Source organism: Desulfobaccales bacterium (assembly GCA_041648175.1).
Lineage (GTDB): Bacteria > Desulfobacterota > Desulfobaccia > Desulfobaccales > 0-14-0-80-60-11 > 0-14-0-80-60-11.
This window is the reverse complement of record JBAZPO010000008.1, coordinates 104,804-131,521: the sequence shown is the minus strand read 5'-3', so window position 1 is coordinate 131,521 and position 26,718 is coordinate 104,804. Positions and strand designations below refer to the sequence as shown.

24 protein-coding genes are annotated in these 26,718 nt (G+C 58.3%); 16 read left to right on the top strand and 8 right to left on the bottom strand.

What is annotated here, in order from left to right:
- Window positions 1-42: 42 nt before the first annotated feature.
- The 4 genes from holA to leuS form a co-directional block, all read right to left on the bottom strand.
- The gene (holA, locus tag WC600_09510) at window positions 43-1,116 is read right to left on the bottom strand and encodes a DNA polymerase III subunit delta (protein MFA4902971.1); all 1,074 of its coding nucleotides are present in this window, start codon (window positions 1,114-1,116) and stop codon (window positions 43-45) included.
- A gap of 58 nt (window positions 1,117-1,174) precedes the next feature.
- Window positions 1,175-1,921 (bottom strand): hypothetical protein, encoded by a 747-nt coding sequence (locus WC600_09505; GenBank protein ID MFA4902970.1) that lies wholly within the window; start codon window positions 1,919-1,921, stop codon window positions 1,175-1,177.
- A 193-nt stretch (window positions 1,922-2,114) separates the two neighbouring features.
- Window positions 2,115-2,630: an LptE family protein gene (locus tag WC600_09500; GenBank protein ID MFA4902969.1), complete on the bottom strand. Its 516-nt coding sequence runs from the start codon at window positions 2,628-2,630 to the stop codon at window positions 2,115-2,117.
- 10 nt (window positions 2,631-2,640) lie between these two features.
- Entirely contained in the window at window positions 2,641-5,127 is a 2,487-nt protein-coding gene (gene leuS / locus WC600_09495; protein MFA4902968.1) for a leucine--tRNA ligase, read from the bottom strand.
- A gap of 677 nt (window positions 5,128-5,804) precedes the next feature.
- Here leuS and WC600_09490 point away from each other — a divergent pair.
- Both WC600_09490 and tyrS read left to right on the top strand, forming a co-directional pair.
- The gene (locus tag WC600_09490; GenBank protein MFA4902967.1) at window positions 5,805-6,377 is read left to right on the top strand and encodes a nitroreductase family protein; all 573 of its coding nucleotides are present in this window, start codon (window positions 5,805-5,807) and stop codon (window positions 6,375-6,377) included.
- A gap of 146 nt (window positions 6,378-6,523) precedes the next feature.
- Entirely contained in the window at window positions 6,524-7,741 is a 1,218-nt protein-coding gene (tyrS, locus tag WC600_09485) for a tyrosine--tRNA ligase (GenBank protein MFA4902966.1), read from the top strand.
- Window positions 7,742-7,902: 161 nt separating this feature from the next.
- On the opposite strand, the gene WC600_09480 is transcribed toward tyrS, so the two are convergent.
- The gene (locus WC600_09480; GenBank protein MFA4902965.1) at window positions 7,903-9,198 is read right to left on the bottom strand and encodes a polynucleotide adenylyltransferase PcnB; all 1,296 of its coding nucleotides are present in this window, start codon (window positions 9,196-9,198) and stop codon (window positions 7,903-7,905) included.
- Between the two features lie 165 nt (window positions 9,199-9,363).
- On the opposite strand from WC600_09480, the gene WC600_09475 reads away from it, so the two are divergent.
- From WC600_09475 to WC600_09440, 8 genes are all read left to right on the top strand, one after another.
- On the top strand, window positions 9,364-9,837 hold the full coding sequence (locus WC600_09475) for a phosphatidylglycerophosphatase A (GenBank protein ID MFA4902964.1): 474 nt from the start codon (window positions 9,364-9,366) through the stop codon (window positions 9,835-9,837).
- A 91-nt stretch (window positions 9,838-9,928) separates the two neighbouring features.
- Window positions 9,929-11,170, top strand: a complete 1,242-nt coding sequence (locus WC600_09470) for a competence/damage-inducible protein A (protein ID MFA4902963.1) — start codon at window positions 9,929-9,931, stop codon at window positions 11,168-11,170.
- A 271-nt stretch (window positions 11,171-11,441) separates the two neighbouring features.
- Window positions 11,442-12,005, top strand: coding sequence for an RNA 2',3'-cyclic phosphodiesterase (gene thpR, locus WC600_09465; protein MFA4902962.1), 564 nt, complete (start codon window positions 11,442-11,444; stop codon window positions 12,003-12,005).
- 87 nt (window positions 12,006-12,092) lie between these two features.
- A complete protein-coding gene (gene recA / locus WC600_09460; protein ID MFA4902961.1) occupies window positions 12,093-13,124 on the top strand; it encodes a recombinase RecA in 1,032 nt (343 codons plus the stop codon).
- Between the two features lie 3 nt (window positions 13,125-13,127).
- On the top strand, window positions 13,128-15,770 hold the full coding sequence (alaS, locus tag WC600_09455) for an alanine--tRNA ligase (GenBank protein MFA4902960.1): 2,643 nt from the start codon (window positions 13,128-13,130) through the stop codon (window positions 15,768-15,770).
- A 154-nt stretch (window positions 15,771-15,924) separates the two neighbouring features.
- Window positions 15,925-16,608, top strand: coding sequence for a hypothetical protein (locus tag WC600_09450; GenBank protein ID MFA4902959.1), 684 nt, complete (start codon window positions 15,925-15,927; stop codon window positions 16,606-16,608).
- 339 nt (window positions 16,609-16,947) lie between these two features.
- A complete protein-coding gene (locus tag WC600_09445; GenBank protein MFA4902958.1) occupies window positions 16,948-17,502 on the top strand; it encodes a LemA family protein in 555 nt (184 codons plus the stop codon).
- An 18-nt stretch (window positions 17,503-17,520) separates the two neighbouring features.
- Window positions 17,521-19,431: a DUF2207 domain-containing protein gene (locus WC600_09440; protein MFA4902957.1), complete on the top strand. Its 1,911-nt coding sequence runs from the start codon at window positions 17,521-17,523 to the stop codon at window positions 19,429-19,431.
- A gap of 77 nt (window positions 19,432-19,508) precedes the next feature.
- On the opposite strand, the gene WC600_09435 is transcribed toward WC600_09440, so the two are convergent.
- Entirely contained in the window at window positions 19,509-20,396 is an 888-nt protein-coding gene (locus WC600_09435; protein MFA4902956.1) for a phosphoribosylaminoimidazolesuccinocarboxamide synthase, read from the bottom strand.
- Window positions 20,393-21,928: a protein kinase gene (locus WC600_09430; GenBank protein MFA4902955.1), complete on the bottom strand. Its 1,536-nt coding sequence runs from the start codon at window positions 21,926-21,928 to the stop codon at window positions 20,393-20,395. The genes WC600_09435 and WC600_09430 overlap by 4 nt, the downstream gene beginning before the upstream one ends.
- Before the next feature lie 237 nt (window positions 21,929-22,165).
- Here WC600_09430 and WC600_09425 point away from each other — a divergent pair, with 237 nt between their 5' ends.
- Window positions 22,166-22,768: a CDP-alcohol phosphatidyltransferase family protein gene (locus WC600_09425; GenBank protein ID MFA4902954.1), complete on the top strand. Its 603-nt coding sequence runs from the start codon at window positions 22,166-22,168 to the stop codon at window positions 22,766-22,768.
- A gap of 46 nt (window positions 22,769-22,814) precedes the next feature.
- A complete protein-coding gene (locus WC600_09420) occupies window positions 22,815-23,447 on the top strand; it encodes an HAD-IB family hydrolase (GenBank protein MFA4902953.1) in 633 nt (210 codons plus the stop codon).
- A gap of 861 nt (window positions 23,448-24,308) precedes the next feature.
- On the opposite strand, the gene WC600_09415 is transcribed toward WC600_09420, so the two are convergent.
- Window positions 24,309-24,437, bottom strand: a complete 129-nt coding sequence (locus WC600_09415; GenBank protein ID MFA4902952.1) for a hypothetical protein — start codon at window positions 24,435-24,437, stop codon at window positions 24,309-24,311.
- Between the two features lie 87 nt (window positions 24,438-24,524).
- On the opposite strand from WC600_09415, the gene WC600_09410 reads away from it, so the two are divergent.
- Genes WC600_09410 through WC600_09395 form a run of 4 tightly spaced genes read left to right on the top strand, consistent with a single transcriptional unit; the run spans window position 24,525 to window position 26,715 of the window.
- The gene (locus tag WC600_09410; GenBank protein ID MFA4902951.1) at window positions 24,525-25,631 is read left to right on the top strand and encodes a hypothetical protein; all 1,107 of its coding nucleotides are present in this window, start codon (window positions 24,525-24,527) and stop codon (window positions 25,629-25,631) included.
- Between the two features lie 38 nt (window positions 25,632-25,669).
- Window positions 25,670-25,879, top strand: coding sequence for a hypothetical protein (locus tag WC600_09405; protein ID MFA4902950.1), 210 nt, complete (start codon window positions 25,670-25,672; stop codon window positions 25,877-25,879).
- 1 nt (window position 25,880) lies between these two features.
- Complete coding sequence (queD, locus tag WC600_09400; GenBank protein MFA4902949.1) at window positions 25,881-26,252, top strand: 6-carboxytetrahydropterin synthase QueD; 372 nt, start codon at window positions 25,881-25,883, stop codon at window positions 26,250-26,252.
- Between the two features lie 31 nt (window positions 26,253-26,283).
- Complete coding sequence (locus WC600_09395) at window positions 26,284-26,715, top strand: cytochrome c3 family protein (protein MFA4902948.1); 432 nt, start codon at window positions 26,284-26,286, stop codon at window positions 26,713-26,715.
- The last annotated feature ends 3 nt before the right edge of the window (window positions 26,716-26,718 follow it).

Genomic DNA, 26,718 nt, shown 5'->3' with positions numbered 1-26,718 from the left:
CACCCTTGCGCCGCGGCGCGTTCCGGCTCCCCGTATTTCGGCTCACCCCGGGCCCATCTTCAATAACGCCCACTCCAGCCAGAGCCGGGGATTGCCCGTGCTGGTCTTGAGATGATAGTCCACCTGGTGCAGAAGCGCCAGGTGCGCCTTGAGGGCCGCCGCGCTGAAGCGGGCCGCCTGTTGGGTCAGGCCTTTTAACTTCCACGGGGGCAGATTGAGTCCCCGGGCCAGTTCCGCCGGATTGCCGCCCGCGGCTTCCTTCACCCGGATGAGCATCCGCACCTGCCGGGCCAGCATCCCCAAGATCTTGGCCGGGTGCTCCCCCAGATCCAGTAAGTGCCCCAGAGACGCCAGGCGCTGGTGAAATCCGGCCCCCCCTAAAGCATCCACCAAAGCAAAGATATTGTAAGTCCGGCTGTGGCTGGCTAATTGCGTCACCAGCCCCGGGGTCAGGGTGTTTTCCGTACCGGCATAAAGGGCCAGTTTTTCCAACTCCTGGCTCAATTCCGCCAGATTGTCCCCCACCATCTCCACCAAACGCTGGGCTGCGGGCAAGGTCAGGTTCTTGCCCAGATGCCGGGCTTCCCGGGTCAGCCACTGGTACAGCTCGCCTTCCCGCAGGCGGAAAAACCCCAAGGCCGCCTCCTCCCGGGCCAGCCTGCCCCACACCGCGTGTTTTTCTACGTCCCGGGCCTTCAAGCCTTCGGCCAGAAGCACCACCCAGGCCCTGGGCGCCGGGTGATCCAGGTACGCCGTGAGGTCCTTGAGTTGGGCCGCGGGGTAGATATTCACCTGGCGCAGGATGAGCAACTGTCCCGGTCCCCAGAGAGTGGCCTCCCGGGACTCGGCCAAAAACTCTGCGAGCCCCATCTCCTGGGCCTCACGGAGCACCCGGCTCGGCGGCTCCCCTGAACCTTCCGTCAGCCCCGTCTCCAGGCGCACCAGCGCCCGCTGCATCAAAAACTCCTCGTCCCCATAAAAGAGGTAAACGGGCTTCAGGGCCTGGCGTTCCAAGTGGCGTTCTAAGATGGGATGGGACATATGGGAGCGGTCAACTAAGGCCTCAAATTGGTGGGCGATCCTCAATACCTGAGTAAAAATATACAGGGTGGGCACTGCCCACCACCGATCAAAGTTAATTACCATGGCGGGCAGTGCCCGCTACACTAACTTCTTAGGCTTCAGAGTCTCCTACGAAAATCTCTCCCATCATATCCAGCACATCCAGGGTGCCCTTGAATTTCATCGACTGCTTATCTTCCACCACGATGAGTTTGGTGAATTGTTCATTGAGCATAGTGTCAATGATAGACTGAAGATTTTGGTCGGCCGTTACTACCGTGGGCCTTCGGGGTTTCAGATCATCGACCGTGAATTTCTCTAGCCTTTCAGCAAGCGGCGGCAAGGCAGGATCGTTCGGCCCGGGGCGTTTATCCGCTTCTGCCTCTATCTTTCTCAGAAAATCGTCGGCTGTGACCACCCCGGTCACCCGTTCCTTCTTGGTTTGCGGGTCCATTTCCACCACGGCCAGAATAGGGAGACGGGATGAGGTGACGTTATTGAGAGCTCGTAAAAAAGATGTATCTTTGCATACCTGGCCGCCGCTCCGAATCTTGGTTTGGATGGTGGCGCTTTCCATGGTCTTTTTCTTTAATTCCTTGCTCAAGACCTGGGTCAGGGGCATGGTTTTCATTACTATGGCCGCGCGGGCGAAACCCGCGGTGGCAGCTAAAAACACCACCAGGTAGAAGGCCACCAGCGGTAGACTGGCAATGAGTTTCAGCACATCCCCGTTGACCTCGGTTTCAAGGCCGATCACTCCGTTTCTATTGAGGACCAAAAGTATATAGACCATGAGGACATAAGCAACCACCAGAAGAACAAAGGCTCCCACCGTAGGCCAGCTATAACGTCCGTTCATTTTTCCAACCCCCTTGCCCCCTGCTGAAGTAAGGTTTATTGGAAAAACGTTAGCAAAGAATTATAAAATAATCAATTATATAACCAGTAATAATAGGGCGGCCCGTGGCCGCAATTAAGCCGGCGTGCACGCTCAGGAGCCGGACAAAGGGCGCTATCCATCAAAATCTTTTGTCTTTTACATTTGCTGAAAGCTAGATCACCAGCAGCACCTTATCCAGCACCTTCCGGGCCAGGGTGACCGCAGCACGGCGAATACCTTCGGACCGGGTGGCCTCACCCGCGTGGTAGTTGGGGTCAACCACATAATCTTCCGACAGGACCTGGTTTTCCTTCCAGAGGACTTTGTCCCCCTTTTTCTGCCGCAGGGTCAATTCGACCCTCAGGGTCACCCGGCGCACCGTGGACTGGGTGACCGAGTTGTAGGCCACCGACGAGTTATCCAGCGACCGCACCTTGCCTTCCAGCACGTATTGTGCGTCCCGGTCCCCTGGGACCACCTGCACCGCCCTGGTTTGGGCAAAGGCGTTGATCAGTTCATTGGCAAAGACGGCCTCCAGGCCCACTTCGGTGGAGCGATTCCCGAACAACGGGATCGCCAGGGTAGGCCGGACCTGGGAATTGAGGGGCTCCGCCCCCATGGGCCGATAACCGCAGCCCCACAGGCTGATTATCAGAAGCCAGAGGACCCCGAGGCGACCAAGAGCCATTTCTACTCCTTTACACCACGATACTGACCAGCTTGCGCCGGGCCAGAATCACTTTCTTGGGCGGTTGACCCTGCAGCCATTTTGCGATGGCAGGATCGGCCAGGGCCAGGTTTTTGATGTCCTCATCCGCGGCCGAAGCCGGGACCTGAAGCCGGCTTCTCACCTTGCCGTTGACCTGGACCACCACCGTCAGGGTAGAGACCGTCAGGGCCTCGGACTGGGCCTGGGGCCAGGGAACCTCCAGGAGTAGAGTCGTATGTCCCAGGGCCTGCCACAATTCCTCGGCGATGTGAGGTACCATGGGGCTGACCAGGAGCAGGATGGCCTCCACCGCTTCCCGGAAAACCCGCAAGGTGGCTTCGTCTTTGGGCAGACTCTCCACCGCCAGGTAGAAGGCATTTACCAGTTCCATCACCGCGGCGATGGCGGTGTTGAAGTGGAAGGAATCTTCGATGTCTTCAGTCACCTTCTTGATGGCGGCGTGCACCTTGTGGCGGAATTCGGCGAGTCCTTCGGGTAATTCCGTCCCCGGGCCTTGATAAGGCTTAAGCCCTTGAAGTTCCGGCAGCAAGTCCTGTACCAGGTTCCAAAGGCGATGCAGAAAGCGGGCCGAGCCCGCCACCCCCTGGTCGCTCCACTCCAGGTCTTTCTCAGGCGGCGCCGCAAACAGCAGGAACAGGCGGGTGGTGTCGGTGCCGTATTCGGCGATCATGTACTCCGGGTCAACCACGTTGCCCTTGGATTTGGCCATCTTGGCTCCGTCTTTGAGGACCATCCCCTGGGTCAAAAGCCGCTGAAAAGGCTCGCCGACCTTAACCATCCCCAGATCCCGCAGAACTTTGGTGAAAAAGCGGGCATACAACAGGTGCAGCACCGCGTGTTCGATGCCGCCGATGTACTGGTCCACCGGGGCCCAATAATTCACCCGGGGCGGGTCCAGGACGCCGTCTTTATAATCGGCGCAGGCGTAGCGCAGGAAATACCAGGAGGACTCCACAAAGGTGTCCATGGTGTCCACTTCCCGCCGGGCCGGGCCACCGCAGGTAGGGCACGTAACCTGATAAAACGATGGCAACTGGGCCAGGGGAGAGCCGCCTTCGCCAGTGATCGCAACCTCCAGCGGCAGGACTACCGGCAGGTCCTGGGCCGGCACTGGCACTAAGCCGCAGCGGTCGCAATAGATGATGGGAATGGGGGCTCCCCAATAACGCTGTCGGGAGATAAGCCAATCCCGGAGGCGGAAATTAACCGTCTGCTTGCCCTGGCCTTTCTCTTCCAGGTAGACGGCGATGGCCTCCTTGGCTCTCGCGCTGGGCATCCCGGTGAACTGGCCCGAGTCCACCAAAACCCCTTCGTCTTCGTAGGCGGCGGTGAGGTCCGCGGCCTTAAGCTTTTCGCCCTGCGGTTCGATCACCAGCTTGATGGGCAAACCATACTTCTGAGCAAACTCAAAATCACGCTGGTCGTGAGCCGGGACCGCCATCACCGCGCCGGTGCCGTACTCCATGAGCACAAAATTGGCCACATAGATGGGCATCTGCCAGCCGGTGACGGGGTTGACGCAGTAGCTCCCGGTAAAGACCCCCTCCTTGGAGACCTCTTCCAACACGCCTCGGCTGCGGTTCTGGGCCCGCCAGTACTCGACAAAGGCCTCCACCGCCGCTTCCTGGCTAGTGCCGGCGGCCAGGGTCAGGGCCAGGGGGTGCTCCGGGGCCAGGCTCATAAAGGTGGCGCCGAACAGGGTGTCGGCCCGGGTGGTGAACACGGTGATGGGCTCGCCCCCTTGGGCCAGGGGAAAATAGATCTCGGCCCCCGGGGACTTGCCGATCCAGTGGCGCTGCATGGTGAGGACCCGCTCCGGCCAGTGGCTGAGCTGGTCCAGATCGGCCAAGAGTTCCTCGGCATAGGCGGTGATCTTGAAGAACCACTGGTTGAGTTCCTTCAAATGCACCGGCGAATCGCAGCGCCAACAGAGGCCGTCTTCCACCTGCTCGTTGGCCAGCACGGTTTGGCACTTCGGGCACCAATTGACCGGCGCTTCTTTCTTGTACGCCAAGCCCTTGCTGAACATCTCGGTGAAGACCAACTGCTCCCAGCGGTAGTAATCCGGATCGCAGGTGGCCAACTCCCGGCGCCAGTCGTAGCTGTAGCCCAATTCTTTGAGCTGGTTGCGCATGTACAAAATATTGTCATAGGTCCAGGCGGCCGGATGGAGCCCCCGGGCCATGGCGGCATTTTCCGCGGGCAGGCCAAACGCGTCCCAGCCCATGGGATGGAGCACATTGAAACCCCGCATCCGCTTGTACCGGGCCACCACATCCCCGATGGTATAGTTGCGCACGTGGCCCATGTGGATGCGCCCGGAAGGGTACGGGAACATCTCCAGGACGTAATATTTCGGGCGAGACGGGTCTTCTTTGGCATTAAACAGCCGCCGCTCCTCCCAGATGCCCTGCCATTTGGCTTCCAGGGGACGGGGTTCATAACGAGGGGCCATGCAATACTCCTGATTCCAAATTGAGGACTCTGCGAAAGTCTCGTGTAGGATAGCCGCCCTCGGCGTCCAGCCTTCATTGAGCCGCAAGCGAGGGCGCCGGCTAAATTTGATTAAAAACGGCAGGTATTGAGACTTTCGCAGAGGTCTCAGGTTTCTTAAAATAGTTAATTTACCACAGAACGAGTCTCCCAGGCCAATTATTATTCGGAGAAGTCATGCAGGGCCTTTGGTCCAGCCGTAAATCCTGAAAAGGTTTGGTAGCATAGGTTTTCCAGCCTTTGCTTGGATATCCGCAGGTGGGAACCCCAATACCGAGGAACTATTCAAACCAATCGCGCCTGAGGGGCAACGGTGCCCAATGCGCACCCTGCCAGATAATCCGCCTGTTCCCGGTCCACCTGCTCCGCAAGGTTGCCATCTTGGCGCGGTATTCCCGGGCCGCGACTGCGGCCGACTGCCTCAAATCCTCATTATCTCGTCTCCTTAGAGGAATATCGGCAGGCACTTCAATATCCTTAAATTCATCCGCATATTTCCCAAATGGATGTCCAAGACTTGAATTTTACTGAATTTCTGGTAAGTTTTCCCTTATGGTGCCCCTAGGGCTTATCCGGAAAAATATCATTTAGCTGCACGTCGGCTTAAAGGATAATCGAGACACCGCAAAAGAGGAAACCATGGACATCTACGAAGCTATTCATAACCGCCGCAGCCACCGGCTGTACAAACCCGAGGCGCCGCCTCGGGAGGTCCTGGAAAAGATAATCGCCGCCGCGCTTTGGGCCCCATCGGGGACCAACCTCCAGGCCTGGGAGATCGCCGTCATGGCCGGGAAAGTCCGGGATGACTTTGTGGACCTGGTCAGTGGCGCCATTAAGAATCTCGTTCCCATCATGAAGAAGAACCAGGTCCCGGAAAAAAGTCAGGAACTGGTGATGAAGTTTTTTAAAAACCTGGGAGGCGCCCCGGTGGTCATCGCAGTGACCATCGGCAAGCGCCCGGATGATCCCACCAATCTGGCCAACATCCAGAGCGGCGCAGCCCTGATGCAGAACCTGCTCCTGGCGGCCCACGCCGAAGGCCTGGGGACTTGCTGGATGACCGGGGCCCACTCCCTGGAAAAAGAGATCTTGAAATTCCTGGGCAAAGAGGACCAGCAACTCCTGGCCATCTCGCCCATCGGCTACTCCGCCAAGGAACCGCCGGTGCCGCCCCGGAAGGACCGGGAAGTCCGCTGGCTGGGGTTTTAGGAGCAGGTTCCAGGTTCCAGTTGTCAGGTGTCAGGGAACAGGAAATTCTTTCTAAAACCTGACACTTGGAACCTGAAACCTATCTTTCAGCACATAGGGCGTCCCTGCGCATCTTCTAATAAAAAAATTCTTGGAGAGTCAACTTAGTGAAACCAGTATCGGAACAGATGGCCATTATCAAACAAGGCTGCCATGACATCATTCGGGAAGAAGACCTGGCCGCCCGCCTGGAAAAGGCCCGGGCTACCGGCACACCCCTGCGGGTCAAGGCCGGGTTCGACCCCACCGCCCCGGATTTGCACCTGGGCCATACCGTGCTCATTCAAAAGCTCAAGAATTTCCAGGACCTGGGGCACCAGGTTATCTTTCTCATCGGCGACTTCACTGGCCTCATCGGCGACCCCACCGGCAAGAGCGAGACCCGGCCGCCCTTAACTGAAGAACAGATCAAGGCCAACGCCGCCACCTATGAGCGCCAGATCTTCAAGGTACTGGACCCGGAAAAGACCATCGTCGACTTCAATAGCCGCTGGATGAAGCCCATGCAGGCCCAGGACCTCATCCGCCTGGCGGCCCGGCATACCGTGGCAAGGATGCTGGAGCGGGAGGATTTTCATAAACGCTACACCTCCCAGACCCCCATCAGCATCCATGAATTCCTCTACCCCCTGATCCAGGGCTATGATTCAGTGGCGCTTCAAGCTGACGTGGAGTTGGGCGGCACCGACCAGACCTTCAACCTCCTGGTAGGGCGCGATTTGCAGCGCGAATACGGCCAGGCGCCCCAAATCGTTATCACCCTGCCCCTGTTGGAAGGCCTGGACGGCGTGAACAAGATGAGCAAATCCCTGGGCAATTACGTGGGGATCGATGAGCCCGCCAAAGAGATGTTCGGCAAGCTCATGTCCATTTCTGACGACTTAATGATTCGTTATTATGAGCTCTTAACCGACATTACCCCCGATGCGGTGGCTAAACTAAAAAATGACTTAGCCTCGGGGGCCAAACATCCCCGACAGGTGAAAGAAGACTTGGCCAAAGAAATCGTGGCCCGCTACCACAGCCAGGCCGCAGCAGAACATGAAGCCGCGGAGTTTATCCGCGTCCTGCGTGAGCGGGAGTTACCCGAGGAGATCGAAGCAGTGACCCTGACAATCGCCGAGCCCACCCTGTGGCTGCCGCGGCTTTTAGTAGACGCAGGGCTGGCGGCAGGCACCACCGAGGCCCGGCGCCTCATCACCCAGGGCGGAGTGCAGGTGGAGGGCGAGAAGGTCACGGACGCCAAGCTGGAATTGGCGGCCGGGAAAACGTATCTTCTTAAAGTAGGAAAACGGCGGTTTAAGCGGGTGACCCTGGCGAGCTGAAGCCCAGGCGAGACGCCCGTGCCACCGAGGTTTTTGTAGGGGCGGACTAGGTGTCCGCCCTTTTTAGCGGGAGCACACGCAGGTGCGCCCAGCTTTCTTACGGGATTGGGAGATGGATCGGGGAGAGTCTTTTTTAATTATAAGGCCCCCCATGAAAAACCTTAGCCCTCTCCCCCAACGCCTTTAGCCCCTCCCCCAGCTTCTTTTCCCCGCCTCCGCCCCCGTGGGCGGCGGCGCCGGGAGTGCCGGCGTTTGGGCGCCGGCGCGGGAACCGGCATGGCCTCTGGCTGGCAGCGCTCCAGCAACTCGGCCTCGGGGGCCGTTTTGATCTGATGGAGCATCCAGGTCAGGGGATATAACGACAGCCGGGTCAGCCGGGCCGGGATGGGTTGGCCCTTGGCCGTAAATGGCGCCACCCGCTGTTCCAGGGCCAGCATCTGGGAGACCTCATCCTGCCGCTGCCGTGGGAACTCGATGCCGCCCAGAGCCTCCTTGATCTTCTCCTGGATGAATTCCCGCAGTTCTTTGAAGTCCTGGGGATGGGTTTCCGGCTCCAGGAAAGCGGCTAAAAACACCGCCCAGAGCAAACTGTCAGGCACCGCTACGCCACCCTCCGCCAATTGGTCCAGCCTGCCGATCAGTTCGAGCAAGCGACCCTCACCCGACGCTCCCAAATGCCCGGCCCAGGCTGGAAAGATCTGATAGAACAACCCGGAGTCCAGCATCAGCGCAAAAAACGGGTGTGCCGCGCCGCTGTGGAAATCTTTGAGGAGTTCGTCCCTGACCCGGGCCGGCGGGCAGGTACGGATCAGGTGACCTTTGACCAGAATCTCATCCCAAGCCGCCTCGTCGATGGTAAAGCCGATGCGGGCGGCGTGGCGCAGCACCCGCAGCATGCGCACCGGGTCCCGCACGAAGCGCACTGAGGGCTCGCCGATCACCCGGATGCGTTTGGCCTCCAAATCTTCCATGCCGCCTACGTAATCCACCAGGGAAAAATCGGCGATGTTATAAAACAGGCCGTTGATGGTCAGGTCCCGGCGTTGGGCGTCCTCCGCCGGGGTGCCATAGGTGGTGTCCTTGGCGGGGATGTTGTTATTTTCCGGCAATTCGTCGAATTCGGAGCGGCACCGGAAGGTGGAGACCTCCACAATGTGCGCCCCCTTGAAGAAGACCTGGACTAACCGAAAGCGCCGGCCGATAATCCGGCTGTTGCGGAAGAGTTTCCGGAGCTCGCCGGGCCGGGCGTCGGTGACCACGTCGAAGTCTTTGGGCCTCTTGCCCAGCAGCAAATCCCGGACGCCGCCGCCCACCAGGTAGGCGGTATATCCGGCATGATGCAGGCGGTAGAGGACTTTCAGGGCTTCCACGTCGATGTCGCGGCGGGAAACGGTGTGTTCGGGCCGGGGAATGATGTGGGGAGCGGTTTGAGCAGGTTCTGGAAATTCGGACGGCATAACAGGATTATAAAGAAAATCATAACATTTTTTAACCCCTTATTCCTTATAATTATGAAATACCTGTCAAGACAGGATTCGCCCGGGAAAAAACCGCCCGGCCGGGGAATTATTGACAAGCGCTTTAAATCCATATATTTCTTAAAATGTTAGAGGTGTAAAACGGTGAGGCCGAAAACCCGGGTGTCCCGTATGATCCTGGCCCTGGCCACCTGGGGCGGAGTCGGCTACCTGCCTTTTATGCCCGGCACCTGGGGCACTCTGGCGGCCCTGCCGCTCTGGTACCTGCTCGCACAAATCGGTCCCTGGGGGTATGCCTTGGGGGTGGCGGCCCTGATGATCCTGGGCTTGATTGCCGCAGGCCCCGCCCAGGCCTATTTGGGACGCACCGACCACCCGGCCATCGTGGTGGACGAAGTGGTGGGGCTGCTCATCACCCTGGCCGGGGTCACCCCAAGTTGGCCGGCCGCAGTCCTGGGGTTTATTGTCTTTAGAACCCTGGACATCTTCAAACCCGGCCCCATCCGCTGGTTCGGCGAAGGCCACGGCGGCCTGGAAATCATGGCCGACGACGTGGCCGCGGGGGTAATCGGGCGGATGATCGTGGAAATTGTTATGATACTTTGGGGAGGGGGCTAGAGACGGAATAGTTGTCAGGGGTTAGTTATCAGTTGTCAGAAAAACAACTGACTTTTACTGACCACTGACCACTGACCACTGGCAACTGCTTATGATGCACGGCGAAATCATTGCCACCGGCACGGAGTTGATTACCGGCCTGGTGGTTGACTGCAATGCCCATTATGCCGCCCGGCGGCTGTTCGAGGCCGGGTTGACGGTGGCGCGCATCACCACGGTAGGGGACCAGACCCCCCTGATCCGCGAAGTCCTGGACCGGGCCTTGGCCCGCTCCCAATTTATCATTGTCACCGGGGGCCTGGGGCCCACCGAAGACGACGTCACCCTCCCCGCTGCAGCCCTGGCCTTAAATCGGCGGCTGGTGGTCCATGAAGGCCTGTTAGACCGCATTAAGCGCTGCCTGGGCGAGCGGCAAATCCCCTGGGAGGAGCGCTATGCCGGCCTGGCCCTGATCCCGGAAGGAGCGCAGCTTTTGGACCCCGGCTGCATGACCTGCGGCTTTGCCGTGCAGCACCAGGAAGTGCGCCTGTTTTTCCTGCCCGGGGTGCCCCAGGAGATGCGCAGTCTGTTTAACAACATCGTGCTCCCCAGTCTGTTAGATTGGGCCAACCCGGAAGAATTTTGGGTCCGGCGCACCCTGCGCCTGTTCGGGATTGCCGAAGCCCAGTTGCAGGGGGTTATCTGCCGCTTACCGGATTTTCAACAGGGCGTGACGGTGGGATATTATCCCAATTTTCCCGAAACCCATCTGAGTCTGACGGTGCGGGGCATTGACCGCGCCGAACTCAACGCCTCCCTGGATCGCCTCACTTATACGCTGGCCCAAGAGGTGGGAGAAGCGCTCATAGGTTCCAATGCAGTAACCCTGGAGGAACTGGTAGGCCGCCTGCTCAAGGAACGCGGCCTCACCCTGGCGGTGGCGGAATCTTGTACGGGCGGGCTTATCGGGCATCGCATTACCAATGTTGCCGGCTCCTCGGACTACTTTCTGGGCGGCGTGGTGAGCTATAGCAACGAGGCCAAACATGATTTGCTGCGGGTACCGGCGGAAGAATTGGCCCAAAAAGGGGCAGTCAGTCCGGAAACCGCTCGGGACATGGCGCGAGGCGTGCGGGAAACCTTCCGCGCCGCCGTGGGCCTCTCAGTGACGGGCATTGCCGGCCCCAGCGGCGGGAGCATCGCTAAACCTGTGGGCACCGTGTATATCGGCCTGAGCACCCCCTTTGGCGAAGACGTCTGGCACTATCAGTTTCACGGCAACCGGACCCAGATCAAAACCCTGACCGCCGAAACCGCCCTGGACCGGCTGCGAAGGACGTTGAAAAAAATGTAGGTAGGGCACTGCCCACCATTTTCCTAAAAAAGGTTTAATTGGTGGCACAGGCGTCTCGCCTGTGCGAACAAAGCGGTGGGGGGGGACACTCCCCACTAAAGACTGAAGACTAACATGACCCGCACATTTCCACTCGTTCCCAAGTTGCACTTTGGAACGAGCCGATAATTACGGACCTTCATCACTCCCTCTCCCCCCGGCGGGGGGAGAGGGTTGGGGTGAGGGGGGTGTGGTTAGAAACAACAATATTTATGCATTCGAGTAAGACGCCATGATCCGTGCTTTCCTGGCCATTGAGATGCCCGAAGCACTCCGGGCTAACCTGGCCCTGCTCCAGGGGGAGCTGAAGCGCAGCCACGCCGACGTGCGCTGGGTGGCGGTGGGCAACATCCACCTCACCTTAAAATTTTTCGGTAACGTACCCGATGATGAGATTGATACTCTGGCCCTGGCGGCCCGGGAGGTGGTGCAAACCGAGGATCCGTTTCAGCTTAAGGCGACCATGGCCGGCGCCTTTCCATCCACCAAGGCCCCCCGAGTGGTCTGGCTGGGGCTGGGCGGAGACATGGTGCCTCTGACGCGCCTTTATCACCACCTGGAGAAGGCCTTCGCCACCCTGGGTTACCTCCCCGAAGGCCGGGCCTTTAACCCCCATCTCACCCTGGGCCGGGTGAAGTCCCCGGCCAACCGGGAGAAGCTGGCAAAAATGCTGGAAAAGCTGCCGCCGGTGGACTGGCCGCCGTTTCCGGTTAAAGAGTTGATCCTCTTTCAAAGCGTCCTGTCCCCCCAGGGGTCGAAGTATACGCGGCTGAAGGTGATTCCGCTGGGGAAATAGAATCATAGGGCGGCCCATGGCCGCCGAACAAAAGCGGCGTGCGCGGCACGCCCTATACAGGAAAAATAAAACTATAAGGAACAACATATGAGTGACCAACCCTCCGCAGACCGCACCAAGGCCCTGGATCAGGCCCTGGGACAGATTGAAAAGAATTACGGCAAGGGCGCCATCATGCGCTTAGGAGCCGATGAAAAAATGGATGTGGCGGTGATCCCCACCGGCTGTCTGTCCCTGGACCTGGCCTTGGGGATTGGCGGCGTACCCCGGGGCCGCGTCATCGAAATCTACGGCCCGGAATCCTCCGGGAAAACCACCCTGGCCTTGCACGTCATCGCCGAGGCCCAGCGCCGGGGCGGGGTGGCGGCTTTTATCGATGCCGAACACGCCCTGGACGTGGTCTATGCCCGCAAGCTGGGGGTCAAGACCGAGGACCTGCTCATTTCCCAGCCCGATTCCGGCGAACAGGCCATGGAAATCACCGAGATCCTGGTGCGCAGTAACGCCATCGACGTAGCGGTGGTGGATTCAGTGGCCGCCCTGGTGCCCCGCTCCGAGATCGAAGGCGACATGGGGGATGCCCAGATGGGCTCCCAAGCCCGCCTCATGTCCCAGGCTCTGCGCAAACTCACCTCAGCCATTAGCAAGTCCATGACCTCGGTGATCTTCATCAACCAGATCCGCCACAAGATCGGGGTGATGTTCGGCAACCCCGAGACCACCACCGGCGGCAACGCCCTGAAGTTCTATGCCTCCATGCGCCTGGACATCCGCAAGATCGGCGCCATCAAGCAGGGCGACGAAGCCATCGGGGTGCACGCCCGGGTCAAGGTGGTCAAAAATAAGCTGGCCCCTCCCTTCAGAGAGGCCGAGTTCGACATTATCTACGGCCAGGGCATCTCCCGGGAAGGCGACCTCCTGGATCTGGCCACGGCCCAGGGCCTCATCGCCAAAAGTGGCGCCTGGTTCAGCCACGGCTCCGACCGCATCGGCCAGGGTCGGGAGAACGCCAAGACTTACCTGAAAGAGCACCCCGAGCTGGCCGGGGACCTGGAGAAACAAATCCGGGCTTTCCACGGCTTGTTGCCCGAAGAGGCCCCAGCCCAGACACAGGAGTAGGATATGACCAGCCGCGAGATCCGGGAGACCTTCTTACGCTTCTTCGCCTCCAAGGGCCATACCCGGGTGCCCAGTTCCTCCCTGGTGCCCGCAGGCGACCCAACGCTTTTGTTTACCAATGCAGGCATGGTGCAGTTTAAAAAGGTGTTCACGGGAGAAGACCCCCGGCCCTACACCCGGGCCGCCAGTTCTCAGAAGTGCGTCCGGGCCGGCGGCAAACACAACGACCTGGAAAACGTGGGCTTCACCGCCCGGCACCACACCTTCTTTGAAATGCTGGGAAACTTTTCCTTCGGCGATTATTTCAAGGAAGGAGCCATCGAGATGGCCTGGGAGCTTTTGACCCAGCACTTTAAACTCCCCGCGGATAAGCTCTGGGCCACCGTGTTCCACGAAGACGAAGAAGCGGCCCGCCTCTGGGAGAAAATCAGCGGGTTGCCGCCGTCTCGCATAATCGGTATGGGCGAAAAGGACAATTTTTGGGCCATGGGCGATACGGGGCCCTGCGGGCCGTGCTCCGAAATCCTCATCGACCAGGGCGAAGCCATGTCCTGCGGCCCCGAGTGCGGCATCGGCAAGTGCGAGTGCGACCGGTATCTTGAGATCTGGAACCTGGTCTTCATGCAGTACAACCGCACTCCGGACGGCGTGCTCCATCCTCTGCCCAAACCCAGTATCGACACCGGCATGGGGCTCGAGCGCCTCTGCGCCGTCATCCAGGGTGTTAAGAGCAACTTCGACTGCGACCTGCTGCGGCCGGTGATTGCCGGCATCGAGGCCCTGGCCGGGCAGTCTTACGGCGCGAGCGAAGCCCAGAACGTGCCCTTCCGGGTCATCGCCGACCACAGCCGGGCCACCGCCTTCCTCATCGCCGACGGCGTGCTGCCCTCCAACGAAGGCCGGGGCTACGTGCTGCGCCGCATCATGCGCCGGGCCATCCGCTTCGGCCGCCTCCTCAACCTCAAGACGCCGTTCCTCACCCAAGTCTGCGACCGGGTGGTCGAACTCATGGGTGAAGTCTATCCCGAACTCCGCCAGATGCACCATATCATGACCCAGGTGGTCACGGGCGAGGAAGAGCGTTTCGCCGACACCCTGGACCACGGCCTCAAGCTCTTGGGCGAGGAGTTGGACTATCTCAAGCACCACAGCCAGAAAATTCTGCCAGGGGAGGTGGCCTTCAAGCTCTACGACACCTACGGCTTCCCCCTGGACCTGGTCCAGGACACCCTGCGGGAAGAGGGCCTGGTGCTGGACCTGGAAGGCTTCGAAGCCAACATGCAGGCCCAAAGGGAAGCCTCCCGGCAGTCCTGGAAAGGCGGCCCCGGGGAGGAACTCCCCATGGTCTACCAGGAACTGGCGGAATGGCCCCCCACCCAATTTCTGGGCTATGACGCCCTGCAAGGCGACAGCACCATCCTGGCCCTCATCGTGGAGTCCGGCCACAACGCCCAGGCCGAGGCCGGGCAGGAAGTGGAGGTCATCACCGGGGCGAGCCCCTTTTACGGCGAATCCGGCGGCCAGGTGGGGGACACGGGCAGCATCTCCGGCGACGGCTGGCTCGTCCGGGTGACCGCCACCCAGAAGCTGCCCAACGACCTCATCGTGCACCAGGGTAAGGTGGAGAAAGGTGTGGTCCATGTCAATGACCCGGCCCATTTGGAAGTAGACGCCAAGCGGCGCCGTCGCATCATGGCCCACCACACCGCCACCCATCTCCTCCAGGCAGCCTTGCGGCGCCATCTGGGCGATCACGTCAAACAGTCCGGCTCCCTGGTGGACCCGGACCGTTTGCGTTTCGACTTTACCCACTTCAAGGGCATCACCCCCGAGGAACTGGAGGCCATCGAGCTGGACCTGAACCAGGCCGTGACGGCCAACCTGCCGGTGCACACCGATCAGATGACCATGACCGAAGCCATGGACCTGGGGGCCACGGCCCTGTTCGAAGAAAAATACGGCGACAATGTCCGGGTAGTGGCCATCCCGGAGGTCAGCCAGGAACTCTGCGGTGGCACCCACGTCGAGCGCACCGGTGACTTGGGCCTGTGCAAAATCACCACCGAAACCTCCATCGCCGCGGGCATCCGCCGTATCGAGGCGGTCTGCGGCGTGGAGGCCGTAAAACTCACCCAGGAGCAGGCCCGGGAATTGGATCAGGCCGCCAGCCTCCTCAAGGGCAGCCGGGCCGATCTGGTGACCCGCCTGGAAAAGACGTTGGAGCGCTCGAAAAAACTGGAAAAGGAACTGGAGGCCCTCAAAGGCCGCCTGGCCTCGACCCAGGCCAAAGACCTCATGGACCAGGTGCGCCAGGTGGACGGCGTCTCGGTCCTGGCCCTGAAGGTCGACGCCGCCGATCCCAAGACCCTGAGGGACTTTGCGGTAAAGTTCCAGGATAAGCTCAAAAGCGGCATCGTGGTCCTGGGCAGCGACGCCACCGAAAAAGTCATGCTCATCGCCCTGGTGACCAAAGACCTCACCAAACGCTTCCCCGCCGGTGAGATCATCAAAGCCATCGCCCCGGTAGTCGGCGGCAGCGGCGGCGGCCGCCCCGACATGGCCCAAGCCGGCGGCCCCGACAAAGACAAACTCCCCGCCGCCCTGGAACAAGTCTACGAAGTCATCGCCCAAAAGGCGAAGGGATAGAAAATGATTGATTGTGGGGTAAGGGGCTAAGGGCGAGAGCCCTTACCCCCGTCCCCCAATCCCTTAAGTAAAAGGTAGGGTGCGCACTGCGCACCTTGCGGCTGACAAATCTGACATGGTAATTGACCCTTCAGCAATTCTCACCAAAGAGGATATGGAGAAAGAACGAACACCGGGTGAACTTTCTCTTTGGTGGGAGAAAAAGAATCGAGAATTTGCCAATTCTAAAGAAGGCCACCACTATGTACTGCTAAAAAAAGAGCTTACTAAGAAATTCCTTGAAGAAATATTGCCCTTGAGCCTATTAGCCAATATCCTATATGCAGACCGATGCGATATCATCTGCATCCCAAATCTAGGAAATGATAATTTTGACGCGATTATTCGTAATAATTCTTGCTCACCACCTATTGAGCAAAAAATAGAATTTACGTTGGCAATTGATGGCAAGGATGACCATTTAAGGACTAAATACCTTGTCGAGCATGGTCACGTTTGCTTAACTGGACCTCTTAAATCCAGGGGAAACGAGAAAACGGGGCATAAGATTTTTGTTGGAAATGAAGTAGCCAATCATTTTGAATTATTACAAAAGAATTTTGCTCTAATTAAGCAGTGTGCTGGCCAAAAGTGCAAACCAAAGAATTATGGGAAAAATCATATCTTGGTTATTGTAATAGATGATAACCTTGCTCCAAGATATGGTAACCAAAGAGATCTTGAGGTGTTAAATAAATTTATAGAATCTAATGTAATTAATTTACCTTTAGATTTTAGAAAACTTTATATTCTAGGTATTTCAGGTAAAACTTTCTTGCCTTATAAAATAGCAATATAGGGTGGGCACTGCCCACCACAACCACGGTATTAAAGGGAATTTTGGCTAAAATGAGAGGCCCTCGCCTATCCAAATCCAACCGCATTGCCCGCCGCCTTTGGAATACCTACCATCCGGAATTAAAGAATTTGTGGAAACCGACCGATCCAATTCACGTAGGTTGCATCGGCTATTTTCGCAAGGTGCGAAAACCCTGTTCCGGGCCCTGCTGCGGGAATAAGCGAAAATGGTTTGGCGAACTCACCGTTCAGGAATTGAAAGCGCCTAAAGTTTCGGATTTTTGACCTTCCAGAAGAACAGACGAGACGCCTGTTCACTCCAGCAGACAAAGGGGTTTTAATGACCGGATACATTCTCCTAGGCGTGGTGGTGCTCCTGTTAGTCGGGGCCGTGACGATTTACAACCGGCTGGTAACCAACAAGAACATGGTGGCCGAGGGCTGGAGTGGCATCGACGTGCAGCTCAAGCGCCGGGCCGACCTCATCCCCAACCTCATCGAGTCAGTCAAGGGCTACATGGGCCACGAGCGGGGTGTCCTGGACCAGGTGACGGAATTGCGCACCAAGAGCCTGGAAGCCCAAGGTGTAGGCGGCAAGGCCCGGGCGGAAGGAGCCCTGGGCGCAGCCCTGGGGAACCTCTTCGCGGTGGCCGAAAACTATCCCGACCTTAAGGCCTCGCAAAATTTCATCCAGCTCCAGCAGTCCCTGGCCGACATCGAGGACCAGATCCAACTGTCCCGGCGCTACTACAACGGCGCGGCCCGCAACTTCAACATCCTGATCCAGTCTTTCCCCAGTAACTTGATTGCCGGGACGTTTCACTTTGCCCCGGTGGAATACTTTGAAATCGCCGACGCCGCCGACCGGGCCGTGCCCAAGGTTGCTTTCCCCTAAGGAACGGACCCCATCGCCATGAAGCGCCTCTTCCTCTTGATCCTGGCACCCCTCTATTTGGGCCTCGTGATCGGAGCCGCCCCCGCCGCGGCCCAATCCGAGAGAATTCTCGATTTCCAGAGCGTCATCACGGTCCATACCGACGCCGCCATGAGCGTCACGGAGCACATCACGGTCCAGGCCACCGGGCGGGAGATCAAGCGTGGCATCATCCGGGACTTCCCCACCACCTACCGGGACCGTCTGGGCAACACCGTCACGGTGGGTTTCGCTGTAACCGAGGTCTTGCGGGACGGCCGGCCCGAGCCCTATCATACCCAGCGGGTGAGCAACGGCGTCAAGATTTTTATCGGCCAAAAAGACGTGTTTCTCAAGCCCGGGGTCCATACCTACACCATCCGGTACCGGGCCGACCGGGAGCTTGGTTTTTTCAAGGACTTTGACGAACTGTACTGGAACGTCACCGGCAACGGTTGGACTTTTCCCATCGATAAGGCGGAAGCCATCATCGAGCTGCCACCCAAGGCTAAAATTCTTCGCTATGCTGCCTACACCGGTTATCAAGGGGACCAGGGTCACGATGTTACGGTGCAACAAGGAGAGCACAACATCGTTTTCAAGACCACCCGGGGTTTGGCGCCCAAAGAGGGCCTCACCGTGGCGGTGGCCTGGCCCAAGGGCGTGGTACACGAGCCCTCCGGCCAGGAAAAAATGGGCTTCTTCCTCCAGGACAATATGGCCATGGCCCTGGGCCTCCTCTGGCTGATAGCGCTCCTGGGATACTATCTCTGGGTCTGGAACCGGGTGGGCCGGGACCCGGCCACCGGCACCATCATCCCCTTGTACACCCCGCCTTCGGGGTTTTCACCTGCAGGAGTGCGCTACCTCAGCCGCATGGGCTATGATGACAAGGCTTTTGCCGCCGCGGTCGTGGACCTGGCCGTAAAAGGGGCCGTGCTCATCCAGGAGGACGGCGGCGATTACACCCTGATTCGCCGGGACGCCCCCAAGCAGGCCCTGTCCCGGGGCGAAGAACTCATCGCCACGCAACTCTTCCTGGGGAAGGGTTCCATTAAATTGGAAAATAAGAACCACACCAAGATTAAGGCCGCCATTGACGCGTTGAAGAAAAGTCTCAAGACGGAATTAGAAAAGATCTACTTCGTCACCAACTCGGGCTACTTGACCCCCGGGATTATCATTACCTTACTGGGAGCGGCCTTTGTCATCCTCACCGCCCGGGACCGCACGGCCGCGGGCTTCGGTGCCTTATGGCTAACCATCTGGACGGTGGCTTGCTACTTTCTGGCGGTCACGGTCTACACCAAATGGAAAACCGCCCGGAGCGGTGGTCTGTGGAAATTTCTGGGGGCCCTGCTGACCACCCTGTTTGCCTTGCCCTTTTTTATTGGGGAGATCTTCGGGGTGGTCATGATCAGCTCGGCCGTGTCCATCCCCGCGGCCGTAACCCTGGCCGCCATGGCCTTTCTGAACGCCCTGTTCTACCACCTGCTCAAGGCCCCCACCCTGGCGGGCCGCAAGATCATGGACCAGATCGAGGGTTTCAAGCTCTACCTCTCGGTGGCGGAAAAAGACCGCCTTAACCTCCTCAATCCCCCGGAGAAGACGCCGGAACTCTTCGAGAAATACCTCCCTTACGCCCTGGCCCTGGATGTGGAAAATGCCTGGAGCGAGCAATTCGCCGAGGTGCTGGCCCAGGCCGGGACCGAGGCGCAGCCCTACACCCCCATCTGGTATTCCGGTAGCTCCTGGGACCGCTTTAACACCTCGCGGTTTTCTGACAGCCTGGGCAGCTCCTTTTCCAGCGCCATTTCTTCTTCCTCTTCTGCCCCCGGGTCGTCTTCGGGCAGCGGCGGCGGCGGGTCCTCAGGCGGCGGAGGCGGCGGCGGTGGGGGCAGCGGCTGGTAGGTCAAAAAGATTTGAGGGCACAACCCACTGTGCCCTCAAAATTCATAAATCAATCGCAAAAGAACTCTTGGCAATCGCTATAACGCTTCGCCGGTAAGGGTCTTTAAGGCCTGAATATACCGGGACCGGGTGTTGGCGATCACGTCCGCGGGCAGCGGCGGCGGCGGGGGCTTTTTGTTCCACCCCAGGGATTCCAGGTAGTCCCTCAGATATTGCTTGTCGTAGCTCTTCTGAGGACCGCCGGGCTTATAGTCCTCCTGGGGCCAGAACCGGGAAGAGTCGGGGGTCAGGACTTCGTCGATGAGCAGAAGTTGGTTATCGGCCAGACCGAATTCGAACTTGGTGTCGGCAATAATGACGCCCCGGGGCTCGGCCCACGCCAGCGCGCGCCCATAGATAGCCAGGCTCAGATCCCTGACCTGGGCGGCAAGCGTAGCCCCGATCTTATCGGCCATGGTGGCAAAGGAGATGTTTTCGTCGTGGGTCCCCAACTCGGCCTTGGTGGAGGGCGTAAAGATGGGCTCCGGCAGCTTCTGGGACTCCACCAGCCCCGTAGGCAAAGCCAAACCACCGATAGCTCCGGTTTGTTTGTACTCAGCCCAGCCGGAACCGGACAAATAACCCCGGACGATACACTCCACCGGCAGGGGCCGGCACTTGCGCACCAGCATGGTGCGGCCTTGTAAAATCTCCCGGAACGGCTGGCAGGCCGGGGGGAAGTCCGCCACCTCAAGCGAAATCACGTGATTGGGGGTCAGGTCCGCCAGGTGCTTAAACCAGAAGGCGGACAACTGGGTCAGGATGCGGCCCTTATCAGGGATGGGCTCGTTCATCACCACATCGAAGGCGGACATGCGGTCCGTGGCCACCAGGAGCAATTTGTCACCCAAGTCGTAAATGTCTCGAACTTTGCCCTGGTGCCGGGGGCCTAAGGGTAACGCAGTGGTCATGACCGGGGGATTCATCGGGCTGGCTTCCTCACTTGGTTGGCGCCGCCGGTTCGAGGCGACAGTTTCACGACTTTCGGGGTGATCTTTTCCTGGCTTTTGATGCGGCCGGCCGCGTCTTCGGCGGCCTTGGCGCCGGTGACGGGACCCACCTGGACCAGGTACAGAGTTTTGTCCCCGGCCTTCCGCGTGACGGTAACAGCATGAATTTTTTTGGCCCGGAGCCGTTGCTGCAAGGCCTCAGCCTGCTTCATGTTGGCATAGGTGGCGACTACCAGGAGGTAGCGCTCTTCTTTAGCCCGCGGGGTTTCTCCCGGTGTAGCCTGCACCGGGGCCGTGGTTGGCCCGGTCGCCAGCCTGGCAGGTGGGACCGGCTCCCGGGGAGTTCCGGCCTCGCCGGCCTCCAGCAAGGGCGGCCCGCCACCCATGGGAGGCAAGCTCATCGGCGCCGCCACCCTGGGGGATTGTGGCTGCGATGCGGGTTGGTGGACCAGCTTGACCCCGCCAATAATGAGGGCGATAAGCAGCACGGCCAGACCCGTCCCCCACCAAAGCCGCCGGGGCGCCTGTTTGAGCGAGTTCCAGTGCGTTACGGCCATTTCCCGGGCTTTTTGCGCCCGGGGCTTATTCTCCTCCCAAACCTTTTTCAGGAGAGGTCCGGCCTGAGCCAGCGGTGCCCATTTAGCCCTAGACCTTTCCGGCCGCGAGGACGCGTAGGGTTCTTTGGAAACCCCGTGTATCATCTCCCGGGCCTGGCGCAATTGGCTGACAAAGGCGCCGGCATGGGGCAGCCGCTCCTCGGGGTCCTCCGACAGGCACCGCAATAGCACATTCTGCAAGGGAACGGGAATCTCTTCCAGGTCCGCCGGGGGGTATTCCAAACGGTAGGGAAAGGGCTCGTCAAAGGTCAGGGGATACGGCAGACTGCCGGCCACCAGCCGGAAGCCCAGAACCCCTAAGGAAAACACATTGCCCGCGGGTGTGAGCCGATCCCCGTGAATGACTTCGGGAGGAACATAAGCCTTGAGCTCCAAATACAGCGGATGATCGTCAAAGGCCGGAGCGAAGCCGAAATTGGCGAGACGCAGGTCGTCTTCCTGCAAGAGAATATTGGCGGGGTTGAGGGATTGATGCACCTCTCCTTGCTGGTGGGCAAAGGCCAGGGCTTGACCCAGGCGCTCCAGCAGGTCTAGAGCCTGCGCCATACTGCACCGTTTTTGCCGGCTTAAATGGGTCATGAGGCTGACGCCGGCGAAGGGTTCTTCCACCAGGTAGAGAAATCTTTCTGCCTTGTCCACATGGAAGATCCCCAGGATCTGGGGATGACGTAGCTTGTGACCCAGGATCGCCTCGTTTTCAAACATATCCCGGGCTGCGGCCCACTCCGGATCGTCCCGGGGTAGGAGTTTGAGGCCGACCTCGATCCTCAGGAGGTTGTCCTGGGCCAGCCACACCTCTCCCCAGGGTTCTTCCCGGAGTTGGCGCACGATCAGGTATCTTTGCCCGATCAACTCAACGGTCTCAGTACGATCCGGACGGTCGTGGGTCATCTGGAGGCCTACCTTGGCTGGGAAAATCGGCCTGATTATCAGTCCGACTCAACATAACACAAAACTAGCCGGCACAAAAGTCCTTTTGGGTTGAGGCGGCTGGAGTGGAACTCCCTGAGCGAGCCACACTTATAAATAACTTCTCCGGTCAAATTGAGCCAAAAGTAGAGTTCAAATTGTAACATGGAGATTATTCTGGTAACTTCTCCGTTATAGAGTCTTGCTGGAATGGTGCCGATGTCTTTAGCGAACCTCATCACCCTGGCCCGATTGCCACTCCTGTTAATCCTGGTGGGTCTTCTGTTTGTGCCTAATTTCGCCGCGCGCCTGTGCGGCCTTGGGCTGCTGATCGTCCTGTTTCTCATGGATTGGTTTGACGGCTATGTCGCCAGGCTGCGCCAAGAAGTTACCGAACTTGGGGCGGTGCTGGACATCGCCATCGACCGCGCCGTGGAAAATATCCTCTGGATCACTTTCATGTACCTGGGGCTGGTGCCTCTCTGGGTTCCCATTATCTTTTTAATCCGCTCCTTCATCGTGGACAGTATTCGAGGCGTGGCCCTTACCCAGGGGAAATCGGGTTTCGGCATGATGCACTCCGCCCTGGGGCGCTTCCTGGTGGCTTCCCGGTTTATGCGGGCCCTCTATGGGTTGGCCAAGGGCGTGATTTTCGGTCTTCTTTATCTCACCTGGGCCCTGGCGCTCAAGGACCCCAATATCCTCATAACCTTGCATCCTGTGAATCAAGGCCTTATATTCTTTACTACCGGACTATGCCTGATTCGAGGCCTCCCGGTAATCCAGGATGGTCGTGTCCTGTTCCAGGCTGGCAAAGTTTAGCCTGACCCCCGCTTAAGACACCACAATTTCACCGCCGGAGGACGTTATGAGCCGGGTGGTTGCTATTTTTGATGTGGATCAGACCCTGGTTCAAGGGCACACAGAGCGCTTCTTTTTCCGCTATTTGGTGCGGCAACGCCTGATCAGCGTGTCTCAGGCCCTGTCTTTCCTCGGTCAGTTGGCCTACCGTCCCCAGGGCCGCTTTCAGGACAAGAGTTACCTGGCGGGGCTGGAGGTGGAGGAAGTAGCCCGCCTGGCCGGGCGGTGCTACCAAACGGACATCGCGCCCCGGGTGAGTCCGGACGGATTGGCCTGTCTTGTGGAGCACCAGATCCAGGGCCATGCCGTGGCCCTGTTGAGCGGCTCCCTGGCCTTACTCCTGACGCCTTTAAAAGAAGAACTGGGGGCGGATTGGCTCATTGCCACGGAATTGCAGCGCTCAAACGGTAAGTTCACCGGAGCCATCGACGGCCTGCACCCCCGTGGGCCCAATAAGTTATTTCTTTTGCAGGATTTATCCTATATCCACGGCTTTGATTTGTCCCGCTCCTACGCTTACGGGGACCATATCCAGGATGCCCATATGTTCCGGTCCATCGGGAACCCCGTGGCGGTTAACCCTTCCTGGCGTTTAAGGCTCCAAGCCCGCAAACATCACTGGCCCATCCGGTATTTTTAAAGGCGATCCGCCTATGCTCAAATGCAGATCGGTTCGGTCCCAAGCCTTTTCTCCCGCCAATTATTTCATCCCTTCCATAGCCAATGAATTGACAGGACAGCACTTTTAGAGTAGTCAATAAGAAGGGATTCTATACGAGGTTCCCTAACAAAATCATTTACAAGCGGCTTTTGGAGATGCACCGTGCAGAACAGAGGTGACACTCAAGCGTTATCCCGATTTCTGGATGAAGGGATAACACATGGTGATGCCTTGGACTTGTTGCCGCGCCTTCCCCGAGGCAGCATCGACCTTTTCTTCACGAGCCCCCCGTATGCCGATGCCCGGGCGTATAGTCGGATACACCCAGACCAATATGTGGGCTGGTTCCTGCCGTTCGGCAAGGCGATGTATCATGCTGCGAGCGAAAGCGGCAGCCTAATTCTTAATATAAAAAATCGTGTGGCCAAACAAGGTCCACTAAAAGGTCAGAGGCACCCATACGTTTATGAGTTGGTTATTGCCCTTCAACGGATGGGCTGGCGTTGGATTGAGACTTATATATGGGCGAAACCAAATGCAGTTCCGGGTAGGTTTGGTCCACGGACCAAGGATAGTTTTGAGTACGTTTACCACTTTGCGCGGGGTGCCAGGCCGTACTTTGACTTGAATGCAATTAGAATTCCATATAAAGCAGACTGCGCAGAGATCGCTAGACGCAAATTAGATAAACTTGGCAGGCGAAACACAGAGGCCGGTTTTGGCCGTGATCGAACGAAAACATATCTATTGGGCGGGGCGGACCCAGGGAACGTGGTGACCGTTGCACAGACATACAACCAGCATCGAGGCGTTGCACACACGGCAGCAATGCCCGAGGGACTAGCCGAGTTCTTCATTAGGGTCGCCAGCCCTGAGAGTGGGATCGTGGTAGACCCATTCGCTGGTGGGGGGACCACAGTGGTTGTGGCTCGCCGCCTGGGACGTAAGGCGGCGGGATTCGAAATTCATGAACCTTTCGTTGATGAATCCCGTCGCCGCATCGCCGAAAATTCTGCCCTTGAAATTCCCGGATATCTATTCAAGGTCGGATAATCGGTGTCAAATATTCAGGCCACAATCGCAAAGATTGCCGAAGCGAACAGTTGGGATCAGCGAATCGCGCAGATTCGTTTAATTCCTCAGAAACATGGGACTAACGAGCATCCAAGTATTTACGCTGAAATTGCACGATTACTGTATGTGCCGCATCTTGCCGCTGATTTCGCCTATATACATGAGGACCATTTTTACGGACGAGAGTATTTCGAGCAGGTCTACGCCGCTGCTGATGTGGCAACGGCCGGATTCACGAAGGTGACGGAAGCCGAGTTGACCTCGGTTCTGGTGAGCAATCCTAGAACGCTGCTGGCATTCCGTACGATTATGGGACTCACGAAGGGGGAGTTCGCTCACGCAACGATCATGGCTGGGGAGCCGGTTGGCCTAAGCCCCTTGTCACCGAACAAGGTGGACGCAATGGAACGAAGCGGTACGGCAACCACAAATGAGCAAGCCAAGGTCGCTGCCAAGACTCTTTCCCAGATCATTGATAGTTCTCTGTTCGGCGTTCCACCGGGTGACCTTGTCAGTAAGCAATCAAAACCTGACACCGAAAATGGTTGGCAGAGTGTGCAGATCTTCGCTTCCGGTGGGGTGCCCTTCTCATTGTTCCTGCATCAACGTCATTACGGCGGTGCGTTTCGACAGATATTGGATGCCACATCCAAAAAACGGGGTGACCTGATCGAGGACGCGGTAGAGGGGCTATTCAGAGATAACGGCGTGCCCTACATTCGCACGGGCAGTCACAACCAGGGTGACATCGCCTCTCGGTTTGAAGTCCGAGTTACACCGGCGCCAGACTTTGTGGTGTTCGATAGTTCAGGAACACTTCGAGCGCTCCTTGAATGCAAAGGCACAAATGACGGAGGCACGGCTCGTGACAAGGCGTTGCGCTTCGCGAGACTTCGGGGAGAGTCGAATCGGCTTGGGGGAATCCCGCTGATCGCTGTTCTTGGTGGCATCGGTTGGGCGCGAGTCAACGATGCATTGGGGCCAGTGGTTCGAGACACGGATGGACGCGTTTTCACCCTACCGACCCTTTCGGCAATGCTTGAAGTGGCACCTTTTCCGTCACTGATTGGACTTGGGCTTACCCCATGAGAGAGTCAAGTATATAATTCCCCATAATTAGGTATAATATGGACGAAGCCCTGATCAAACAATTAAAGAACCGGGTGGAAGACGAACTGCGGAAGCGGGAACTGGCGCTCCTGGAGTTTTGGCTGGAGGAAATGAAAACTGTCCTGGCCAAGCGCCATAAAGAACTGGCCGCCTTGCAGAGTGACCTGAAAAATTTTGTCACCCGCATGGAGACCCGGCTCCGCACCCTCAAAGGGGGCCCTCGATAATATGTATGAAGTAAAAATCGTCACCCAATTTGCCGCCGCCCACCGGCTGGAAAACTTCTATGGGAAATGTGAAAATCTTCACGGCCACAACTGGAAAGTTGAGGTGTTCCTGGCGGGCAAAACCTTGGACCAGGCCGGGCTGCTTCTGGATTTTGGCGTGGTCAAGGCCCGGACCAAAGAGGTGCTGGAAGAGATCGATCATAAGTATTTAAATGAACTGGCCGCTTTTCAGGACCGCAACCCTTCGTCGGAAAATCTGGCCCGCTACCTCTACGAGCGCCTGGGGGCCATCTTCGATCGCGACGGGGTAACCGTCCACCGGGTCAACGTCTGGGAATCCGATACCTCCTGCGCCTCCTATTATCAGGACTGAAGTGCGGTTAACCAGATGTCGTGTGGCCTCTGTGGCAGGGCTGGTCCTCGCAATGCTGACCCTTTTGGGAGCCCATGCCGGACTCATCGAGCCGCCGGCGGCGAGTCTCCTTAAAATTTCTGGCCCGGCTGCCAGTCGGAAACCGCCGGTGCAATTCAGCCACAAGCTCCATGAAGCCCGGCGGGTAGGCTGCACCCAGTGCCATCACGACTATCAGGGGAGGCGCAACGTCTGGCACGAAGGGCAGCCGGTGCAGAAGTGCCAGGCCTGCCACGGCCTGACGCCGAAGGCAGGCCGCTTGGACGCCAAGAATGCCTTTCACCGCCAATGTAAAGGGTGCCATCTGCGGCTTAAGCAACAGGGACGGCCGGCAGGGCCCGTAGAGTGCCGGGGTTGTCATCGTAGCCAAAGTTCAAGGTTCAAGGTTCAAAGTCCGAAGTTCTTAACCTTGAACCTTTCTTAAACT